9 protein-coding genes are annotated in these 8,900 nt (G+C 47.0%); 4 read left to right on the top strand and 5 right to left on the bottom strand.

The features are described 5' to 3' along the window. On the top strand, window positions 1-1,694 hold a 1,694-nt coding region (locus tag F6J99_RS36205; RefSeq protein ID WP_293120461.1), incomplete at its 5' end, for a CHAT domain-containing protein. Window positions 1,695-1,704: 10 nt separating this feature from the next. On the opposite strand, the gene F6J99_RS36200 is transcribed toward F6J99_RS36205, so the two are convergent. From F6J99_RS36200 to rpsP, 3 genes are all read right to left on the bottom strand, one after another. Continuing rightward, on the bottom strand, window positions 1,705-2,661 hold the full coding sequence (locus tag F6J99_RS36200; protein ID WP_070390609.1) for a PhoH family protein: 957 nt from the start codon (window positions 2,659-2,661) through the stop codon (window positions 1,705-1,707). Window positions 2,662-2,869: 208 nt separating this feature from the next. Next, window positions 2,870-3,286 carry a KH domain-containing protein gene (locus F6J99_RS36195; protein ID WP_293077631.1) on the bottom strand — a complete coding sequence of 139 codons (417 nt, stop codon included), beginning with the start codon at window positions 3,284-3,286 and terminating at the stop codon, window positions 2,870-2,872. After that, window positions 3,261-3,509 carry a 30S ribosomal protein S16 gene (gene rpsP, locus F6J99_RS36190; RefSeq protein ID WP_071102122.1) on the bottom strand — a complete coding sequence of 83 codons (249 nt, stop codon included), beginning with the start codon at window positions 3,507-3,509 and terminating at the stop codon, window positions 3,261-3,263. Before rpsP ends, F6J99_RS36195 begins: the two co-directional genes overlap by 26 nt. Before the next feature lie 378 nt (window positions 3,510-3,887). On the opposite strand from rpsP, the gene F6J99_RS36185 reads away from it, so the two are divergent. After that, entirely contained in the window at window positions 3,888-4,016 is a 129-nt protein-coding gene (locus F6J99_RS36185) for a hypothetical protein (protein WP_293120458.1), read from the top strand. Here the strand turns inward: F6J99_RS36185 and ffh are convergent. Beyond that, a complete protein-coding gene (gene ffh / locus F6J99_RS36180; protein WP_293120456.1) occupies window positions 4,011-5,450 on the bottom strand; it encodes a signal recognition particle protein in 1,440 nt (479 codons plus the stop codon). The two genes, F6J99_RS36185 and ffh, sit on opposite strands and share 6 nt — an antisense overlap. A 248-nt stretch (window positions 5,451-5,698) precedes the next feature. On the opposite strand from ffh, the gene F6J99_RS36175 reads away from it, so the two are divergent. Beyond that, window positions 5,699-6,604: an LD-carboxypeptidase gene (locus tag F6J99_RS36175; RefSeq protein ID WP_293120463.1), complete on the top strand. Its 906-nt coding sequence runs from the start codon at window positions 5,699-5,701 to the stop codon at window positions 6,602-6,604. A gap of 316 nt (window positions 6,605-6,920) precedes the next feature. Then, the gene (gene hemE, locus F6J99_RS36170; protein WP_293120454.1) at window positions 6,921-7,982 is read left to right on the top strand and encodes a uroporphyrinogen decarboxylase; all 1,062 of its coding nucleotides are present in this window, start codon (window positions 6,921-6,923) and stop codon (window positions 7,980-7,982) included. Between the two features lie 29 nt (window positions 7,983-8,011). Here the strand turns inward: hemE and F6J99_RS36165 are convergent, their stop codons facing one another. Continuing rightward, window positions 8,012-8,434 carry a hypothetical protein gene (locus F6J99_RS36165; protein ID WP_293120452.1) on the bottom strand — a complete coding sequence of 141 codons (423 nt, stop codon included), beginning with the start codon at window positions 8,432-8,434 and terminating at the stop codon, window positions 8,012-8,014. Window positions 8,435-8,900 lie beyond the last annotated feature (466 nt).

Genomic DNA, 8,900 nt, shown 5'->3' with positions numbered 1-8,900 from the left:
AGCCTCCTAAACCCGAGCCTCCTAAACCCGAGCCTCCTAAACCCGAGCCTCCTAAACCCGAGCCTCCTAAACCCGAGCCTCCTAAACCCGAGCCTCCTATCAATGACACACCCCCTGACAGAAGTGAGCCCAACGATGGAGACAGTGGCGACCAGCGTGTCGTTTCCCCCTCTGACAAGACTATAAGTGACACGCAAGAACCCTCTAGTTCAGACCCTGGTAGTTCAGACCCTGGTACTTCAGACCCTGGTAGTTCAGACCCTGGTAGTTCAGACCCTGGTAGTTCAGACCCTGGTAGTTCAGAACCTGGAAGCCCTACTGCTTCATCTCAATCAAATTCCACAACTGAAGAAGTTTCACCTGAAACTGACCCAGTTTATTTAATTGAAGAAGCCTTCACCAAAGAATATGAGTCACACTTTCAGCGACCGTTTAAGGCCAAAATCAACACTCAGAATGATGTCCGCAATCGGACTCGGGAGCTTGAGAGGGAGACAGGGCTAAAGACTGCCGTTATTTACGTCAGTTTTGTCGAAAATTCCGGTACATTACCAGGCACTCGATGTCAAGCTCCCTCAATCCCTGTTTCCAAAATCGACCGACGGTTTGGTTACCGACTCTCTGAGGTTCCTCAAGCACCAGAGCGTTGCTTACCACAACCAAATGACCAGCTGGAACTGTTGGTGATCACCGCAGAAGGTAATCCAATTGTGCGGCAAATCAATGGTGCCAGTCGTGATCAAGTCCTAGCTGTGACCAATAGATTTCAGCGATCGCTTAGCAATGCCGACAGCTTGGATGCCAAAGACCACCTAAATTCAGGTGAGCAACTTTATCGATGGATCATAGCGCCCTTACAGAAGGAATTAAACGCCCGCAAGATTCAGAGCCTAATATTTGCTATGGATGAGGGTTTGCGCTCTCTACCCCTAGCAGCTATCTACGATGGGCAACAATATCTGGTTGAGAAATATGGTGTTAACTTGGTGCCTAGTCTGAGCTTAACCTATTCTCGTCACACAGATGTGAGACCCTTCCGGGTTCTGGCAATGGGAGCATCGAAATTTCCTTATCAACAGCCTTTGCCTGGGGTAGAAGTGGAGTTAACCACCATCACTGAAAAACTGTGGAAAGGTCGCTCTTTTCTCAACGAAGCCTTTACTATGGACAATTTAAGGGCTCAACGAGAACAGCAGCAATATGGGATCATTCACCTAGCCACCCATGCAGAGTTCAACCCAGGAACTCCTAACGATTCCTACATTCAGATGTGGAACCACAAACTAAGGCTGTATGAAATGGAAAATTTGCTTTATGAGCCATCCGTAGAGTTATTGGTACTGAGTGCTTGCCGAACTGCTTTGGGCAATCGAGAAGCAGAGTTGGGTTTTGCTGGGTCAGCCTTTCAGGCAGGAGTTGACTCAACGTTGGCAACCCTTTGGTATGTCAGTGATCAAGGTGCTCTGGGGCTGACTACTGAGTTTTACCGTCAGTTGAAAAAGACATCGAGTAAAAGTGAAGCCTTGCGACAGGCACAGTTAGCGATGATTCAAGGCAATGTGCGTATCGAGAATAATCAGTTATATGGCTCGGGCAAGAACATCTCGTTACCGCCAGAATTGTCAGGACCAGGAAAACAAAGCTTTTCTCATCCCTACTATTGGGCTGCTTTCACTCTGGTTGGGGATCCGTAGTGAATACCCTTCACTTTTCATAATTTTGATAAGCAGTAACAATCCTCTGAACGAGGGCATTACGGACAACATCCTTATTGGTGAGTTCGCAGAAAGCAATGCCTTCTACAGATCTTAAAATTTTTAGGGTTACCGCTAATCCTGAGGGTTGGTTGCTAGATAAATCGGTCTGGGTCAGATCACCAGTCACTACCATCCGAGAACGTGAACCCAAACGAGTCAAAACCATCTTCATCTGGGCTGGTGTGGTGTTCTGAGCTTCATCAATAATCACGAAGGCATTATTGAGGGTGCGACCTCGCATATACGCTAGGGGAGCCACTTCAATAATGCCCCGTTCCATTAAATTGGCAGTCTTCTCTGTATCAATCAGTTCATGGAGAGCATCATAAAGAGGGCGCAAATAGGGATTAATTTTCTGCTGCAAGTCTCCTGGTAAAAAGCCAAGTTTTTCACCAGCTTCTACCGCTGGTCGTGTCAGAATCAGCCGTTCATATTGATTATTTAGTAACGCCTGAGCGGCGATTACCACAGCTAGGAAGGTTTTGCCAGTGCCTGCTGGTCCCACACAGAAGGTGAGGTCATGGGTTAGTACAGCTTTGATATACTGCCGTTGCCGGAAGGTTTTAGCTCGGATGACCTCACCCCGGCGAGTATGAGCCAGCACATCTTGATGTAAATCTTGTAATTCATCCTGTCGCTTAGTATCTAAGGCATGAATTGCAGTTTGGATGTCTACTCCTGTAATCCTTTTACCTTCGAGCCAATAAATTTTAAGCGATCGCACTAGGGATGATACCCGCTCGACCTGTTTCTGGGTGCCAGAAATCAATAACTCTTGCCCTCGCAGCACCAGATGCGCACCGGTTTGCCGTGATAGGGTTTTCAGGTTTTCTTCCTGGTCTCCCACCAAGGCGATTGCACTTTCTGGGCTGGGTAGCTCAATTGTTTTGGATACTTCACTCAAGGTTTATCAACTACAGGCTTCAGTCTCAACTATCGAAGTTAACTGGTAACTTAAAGTAACTTAATATATAACTCAATCTACCAATCTTGACCAATCTTCAAGGTTTCCTGCCATTGGTAATGAGAGGTACAGCAGCAGGATGTTTTTTACTCCCTTTTCTCCATTGTCCTCTCATTACCCAAACCTTCAAAACTATTGCAATAGAGAACTAGGAGCGAAATCTTGGAGTTACTCTAGGTCTGGAAACTCGGCGAGGTAAATTTCTTCTGACAATGGTTCTACGACTAGGGCCATTGTCTCGACGAGGGCTACTACCTGAGCCTGAGCCTTCATAGATATCCAAATAAACAGTTTGGCCAGCAGCTTGGGCTGCTGCTTTAATTACTGTCCGAATCGCTTGAATATTGCGACCACCCCGACCGAAAACTCGCCCTTTATCCTCTCCATTAAAAGCTAGTCGAATCCAGACACGCTCTTTCCCATTTGATTTCTCACAGTCTACGCTGAGGGAGTCTGGTGATTCCAAGAACGGCTCGATTAAAAATCTCACCAGTGCTGAATAATCTGGGTCATCATCTCTAACAGAAGCAGATAGGATTTCAGGTACGGATTTGTTCAAAAACATTAGCTTTTTGCAAGATATTACGCACGGTTTGTGTTGGCTGAGCTCCATTTTTGAGCCACTTCACTATTGCTGGTACATTCAGCCTCGTTTCATCATTTCTTGGATTATAGAATCCCAGTTCTTCTAGAGGACGCCCATCACGGCGTGCACTGCTGGGAATTGCCACTATTCGATAGCTTACTTCACGCTTTTTGCCGAATCGTTTTAATCTGATTTTGATCATTGTACCTAATTAATTCACCTGTTTGATTTTAAGCGATCTTTGGGGGTTTGAAAGTGAACAGGTTGAATTGTGAAGATTGTAACTGACTCAGCAGGCAAGCCGCTACCTGTTCACAATCTTCTCAGCTACCCGACACCCCACGCCTGATGGGAACGGGCTAACCTTCAGGCATACCTTCTACTGGCTAATCTTCTACCGCGTCACCTTCTAGGAGCTAACCTACCCTACGGAAAGGCCAAAGGCGAACAACCGGCTAACCTTCAGGCTAACCTTCTAGGAGCTAAGCTACCCTACACCGAACGCCAAAGGCTAACAACAGGCTAACCTTCAGCGTAACCTTGGCCAAAAGGCCACGGGTGCGCGTTCAACCTTCTAACCTTGGCCAAAAGGCCACGGGTGCGCGTTCAACCTTCTAACCTTGGCCAAAAGGCCACGCTACGCGAACAACTGGCTAACCTTGGCCAAAAGGCCACGCTACGCGAACAACTGGCTAACTTTCTACTATAATTCCCCAAATCCCTTCTTCTTCTTACCTTTTTTCTTTTTCTTGCCAGAGCCACTACCACGCCAACCAGGTAGATTACGAGGATTTCCACCCCCCATACCACCGAACATACCACCTAACCCCCCCATGGCTGGCATCTGACCTTGACCCATTTGCTGCATAAGCGATCGCATTCTAGTAAATTCACTCACCAGACCCCTGACGTCTTTTTCCGTATGACCAGAACCTTGGGCAATGCGGCGGCGGCGGCTCGGAGAGCTAGCTAATAAATCTGGGTTACGACGCTCCTCGGAGGTCATGGAGCTAATCATAGCTTCGGACTGCTTGAGCTTGGTTTCCCCTTGTTGAAGTTGAGAAGAACTGAGTTTGCCCATGCCTGGAACCAGTTTCATCAAGCCACCAAGGGATCCCATGTTCTTTAACAGGCGCATCTGCTTCAAGAAATCGCTGAAGTCAAATTTTGCTTCCAGCATTTTCTGTTGCATCTGTTCAGCATCAGCGATGTCAATCTCTTCCTGGGCTTTCTCAACCAAGGTGAGTACATCCCCCATACCCAGAATCCGGGATGCCATCCGGTCAGGATAAAATGGTTGTAGTGCCTCGACCTTTTCCCCAACCCCAACAAATTTAATCGGCTGACCTGAAATTTGCCTGACTGAAAGGGCAGCACCACCACGACTATCCCCATCAAGTTTGGAGAGAATTGCCCCAGTAATACCGATTTGCTCATGGAAGGTGCGGGTCAGGGTTGCTGCTTCCTGACCAGTCATGGCATCCACCACTAGTAGGGTATCGTGGGGTTGGACGGTTTCTTTGATGCGGGAGAGTTCTCCCATCATGTCTTGGTCGATTTGCAGTCGTCCCGCTGTATCGATAATTACCGTATCGATAGCCATTGCTTTTGCCCGTTCTACCCCTTGACGAGCAATGTCTACTGGGTCAGCTTCTGTACCTAACTCAAACACAGGTACATCAATTTGTTGACCGAGGGTGACTAATTGATCAATGGCTGCGGGTCGATACACGTCTGTAGCCACTAGCAGACAGCTACGTTCTTGCTTACGCAGATGTAAAGCGAGTTTTGCACTAGCCGTAGTTTTACCAGTACCTTGTAGACCAGCCATTAGCACAACGGTTGGTGGGGTGTCTGCTTTAGCTAGGGGAATATTGGTTTCCCCCATTACTTGCACCAGTTCGTCGTAGACTATTTTGATGAACTGCTGGTCAGGGCGAACACCTGATATGACTTCACTGCCTTGTGCTTTCGCTTCTACTCCAGCAACGAAATCTTTGACTACTTGTAGGTTGACGTCTGCTGATAAGAGGGCGCGACGCACTTCTTTTAGGGCGTCTTGGATGTTAGAACTAGAGATCTTGTCCTGACCCCGTAGTTTTTTCCAAGCATCTTCTAAGCGTTCGGCGAGAGCATCAAACATACGTCAATTGTCAATTGTGATGGTTTTGTTTTTATGGTTACTTTACTGAGTCGCCAGAGTTTTGATATACCACACCTCTTAGCTACACACCTTACTAGCATAGCGCTTTTGGGGATTGTAGTTCAATGTGTTGGTAAGCATTCAGCCCTAGGCTATTCGTAACATTTGTTCAAGCGGTTAAAATCAAGGCATGACTTAAGAGCTACTGCCGAATTAGGGAGCGCGTGAATCAACTTTCTGTGCAACAGATGAGGGCTGGTTTTTCTGTATGCCAGCTACCACCACCATTAAAACCGCCAGATCTATTGCGGGTAATTGTTCCGAGTGGAACCTTGCGTGAGGTTGATGCTTTCAATCAGGGGATTGAGATTTGGCGATCGCGTGGCTACCATGTTCAATTACCTCAGAACTGGAACGCTAGGGAAGGTTACCTAGCTGGGACTGATAGTCAGCGACGCCAACAGTTGCTCGAAGCCTGTCTTGATCCCCAATGTCGGGGCATTCTCTGTGCTAGAGGAGGTTATGGTAGCGCTAGACTTCTGGAAGACTGGATATGGCCAGAACAGTTGAAGTGGTTGATTGGTTTTTCTGATATTACTGCTTTACTGTGGAGTCTTGGTCAGATTGGGATTTCGGGTGTTCATGGTCCGTTATTGACTACTATTGCTGGTGAACCGGAATGGTCACTCAAGCGCTTGTTTGATTGGGTGGAAGGACGACCCATAGCTCCCTTGAAAGGGGTTGGTTGGGGAGGTGGTAAAGTTTCTGGTGTGTTGCTACCGGCTAATCTTACAGTCGCTACTCATCTGCTGGGTACACCCCTACAACCTTCCTTATCAGGAGTTATTCTTGCTCTAGAAGATGTCACTGAGGCTCCCTACCGCATTGACCGGATGTTGACTCAGTGGCGCATGAGTGGTGCAATGGCCGGGGTGAAAGGTATTGCGTTAGGGCGGTTTAGCCGTTGTGCTCCTCCCAAGGATGTTCCTAGCTGGACTGTGGAGGAAGTGTTGCGCGATCGCATTTGGGATCTCGGTATACCGGTTGTCTCTGACTTGCCTTTCGGTCACGATGGGGTTAACGCTGCCCTTCCTGTCGGACAGCTGGTTGAACTAGATGCTGAGGCCGGGACGTTGAGTTGGGTTGGAGGTTAGCAGGTTAGCAGGTTAGCAGGTTGAAAGTTGGCAGGTTGAAAGTTGGCAGGTTGAACGCGCACGCGTGGCCTTTTGGCCAAGGTTAGCCAGTTAGCCGGTTAGCCAGTTAGCCGGTTAGCCAGTTAGCCGGTTAGCAGGTTGAAGCTGGAAAGCTTGTTATTCCGTTTGTTTCCATCACCTTTTAAGGAAGGCACTATCTTCGAATGTAACTTATTATTAACACTTTTTTAATCTTCTCAAATCAGGAGAGTAAACCGAATACCAGCATGATAAGCTGACAAATACACTTAAAAAAGTATAATAGGATAGATACCATATGGCTGGGTCAACCCAGGTTCCTTATTTGTTGAGGGCGGCTCGTGGTGAGAAGTTAGAGCGCCCCCCTGTGTGGATGATGCGACAGGCAGGTCGTTATATGAAGGTTTATCGCGATTTACGGGATAAGTATCCAAGTTTTCGCGAGCGCTCCGAAAATCCCGACATAGCGATTGAGATTTCTCTACAACCCTGGAAAGCGTTTAAACCAGATGGAGTGATTTTGTTCTCTGATATTCTAACTCCATTGCCAGGGATTGGTATCGATTTTGATATTGTCGAAAGTAAAGGGCCAATCATTAACCAACCGATTCGTACCCAGGAACAAATTGACCAGCTACATCTGTTGGATTTAGAGAAATTTGGGTTTATCCGGGAAATTTTGAAGGCGCTACGGGACGAAGTCGGCAATAAAGCAGCAGTGCTAGGTTTTGTCGGTGCTCCCTGGACTTTGGGCGCTTATGCCATTGAGGGTAAAAGTTCTAAAAATTACTCCATCATTAAAGGAATGGCCTTCTCACAACCAGCTATGCTACACCAATTCTTGGGTAAGCTAGCTGATGCGATCGCTATCTATGTCCGTTACCAAATCAATAGCGGTGCTCAGGTCATACAAATGTTTGACTCTTGGGCAGGTGAACTGAGTCCCCAAGACTACGAAACCTTTGCCTTACCCTATCAGCAGCGAGTAGTACAGCAGGTTAAAGCCACTCACCCAGATACCCCGTTCATTCTCTATATCAGTGGTAGCGCTGGAGTGCTTGAACGCATGGGACAGTCCGGGGTTGATATGGTCAGCGTAGACTGGACCGTAGACATGGCAGAAGCTAGAAAAAGATTGGGTCCTGATATGAAAGTTCAGGGCAATATCGACCCAGGAGTGCTCTTTGGGTCACAAGCTTTTATCCGCGATCGCATTGTCGATACTATTCGCAAAGCTGGCAACGAAGGTCATATCTTAAATCTCGGTCATGGTGTTTTACCCGGCACTCCAGAAGATAACGTTAGATTCTTCTTTGAAACTGCCAAAAAGGCAAATGAATTAATGGCTGTTCATGCATAATAGTCGATAACACAAGAGAGAGTAGCAATCTAGTACATGATTAGCGTTACGCATGGGTAACATACCCGCATGTTTTCAACAAAACTCCTCTGGGAATGTGGTACAATCGGCCTATGCAATAACCAAGCAATAACAGTATTAGGCTTGACATCCAGATAATCTTCTACAAGAGTGGGTAGCCTGTGAAAAGGTAACTGAGTAAAGCCATCAGTTTTAAATCTCCCGAAAATAACGGAGTAGAGCAACAAAGTTGTCACCTCAAATTCAATTTCAATATTAGGTTGGGTTCCAGCCGATTTGAAGCCTGTGGATAGGGTGCTGCCGACAGTCCTAGTTGAAACAGGAAGTAAACAGGCGTCGTTGTGACGTTTTTGTCCGCGATGTTCACGTTTTATAGAACAGTAGAGAATCGATAACCAGATTCTGTCCCATTTTCTCCCTCTAGCAGTCATAGGTTTGGGGATCGCTAGTCCCCCCTAGGGTATCCTTCGGTCAGAGTTGGACCGGGCTTTCAAGGTGCAGACGTTTACTTGTCCACGTAGCCCCTCCACTAAATGGAATCCTCGCTTCAGTCTCATCCCCTTGAAGGGGATGAGATTAACAACCTTATACAACTATCTTGAGAGTGCAGATACTTGATTAGACGACTAAGGATAGAATCCTTCAAGATGCATCACCACAACAATAAAGGAAGTGTTCTTCACTCGATCAAAACCTTCTTGTACCCCTAGAAGTAGTTGACCTAGTTGTTTGTTTGTGTTAGGTCAGGATCGGCTAAAGATAGAAGTATCTTTTTCCGGCAATCTCCGGCAATTTCCGGCAATCTTTGTTAGTATATAGAAAGGTTGCCAGGAACTGCCGGAGATTATGAGGTATGTCTCACCCAGAAAAGCCCGCGAAATCCTCGGAGTATCTGAA

Origin of the sequence: Moorena sp. SIO4G3 (assembly GCF_010692305.1) — a bacterium.
GTDB lineage: Bacteria > Cyanobacteriota > Cyanobacteriia > Cyanobacteriales > Coleofasciculaceae > Moorena > Moorena producens_A.
This window is presented reverse-complemented; position numbering and strand designations above follow the sequence as displayed.

Excerpts from the sequence above, each read along its gene's own strand:
- F6J99_RS36195 (WP_293077631.1), bottom strand. The coding sequence starts at position 3,286 with ATGTTTTTGAACAAATCCGTACCTGAAATCCTATCTGCTTCTGTTAGA.
- rpsP (WP_071102122.1), bottom strand. The coding sequence starts at position 3,509 with ATGATCAAAATCAGATTAAAACGATTCGGCAAAAAGCGTGAAGTAAGC.
- ffh (WP_293120456.1), bottom strand. The coding sequence starts at position 5,450 with ATGTTTGATGCTCTCGCCGAACGCTTAGAAGATGCTTGGAAAAAACTA.
- F6J99_RS36175 (WP_293120463.1), top strand. The coding sequence starts at position 5,699 with ATGAGGGCTGGTTTTTCTGTATGCCAGCTACCACCACCATTAAAACCG.
- hemE (WP_293120454.1), top strand. The coding sequence starts at position 6,921 with ATGGCTGGGTCAACCCAGGTTCCTTATTTGTTGAGGGCGGCTCGTGGT.
- F6J99_RS36165 (WP_293120452.1), bottom strand. The coding sequence starts at position 8,434 with ATGACTGCTAGAGGGAGAAAATGGGACAGAATCTGGTTATCGATTCTC.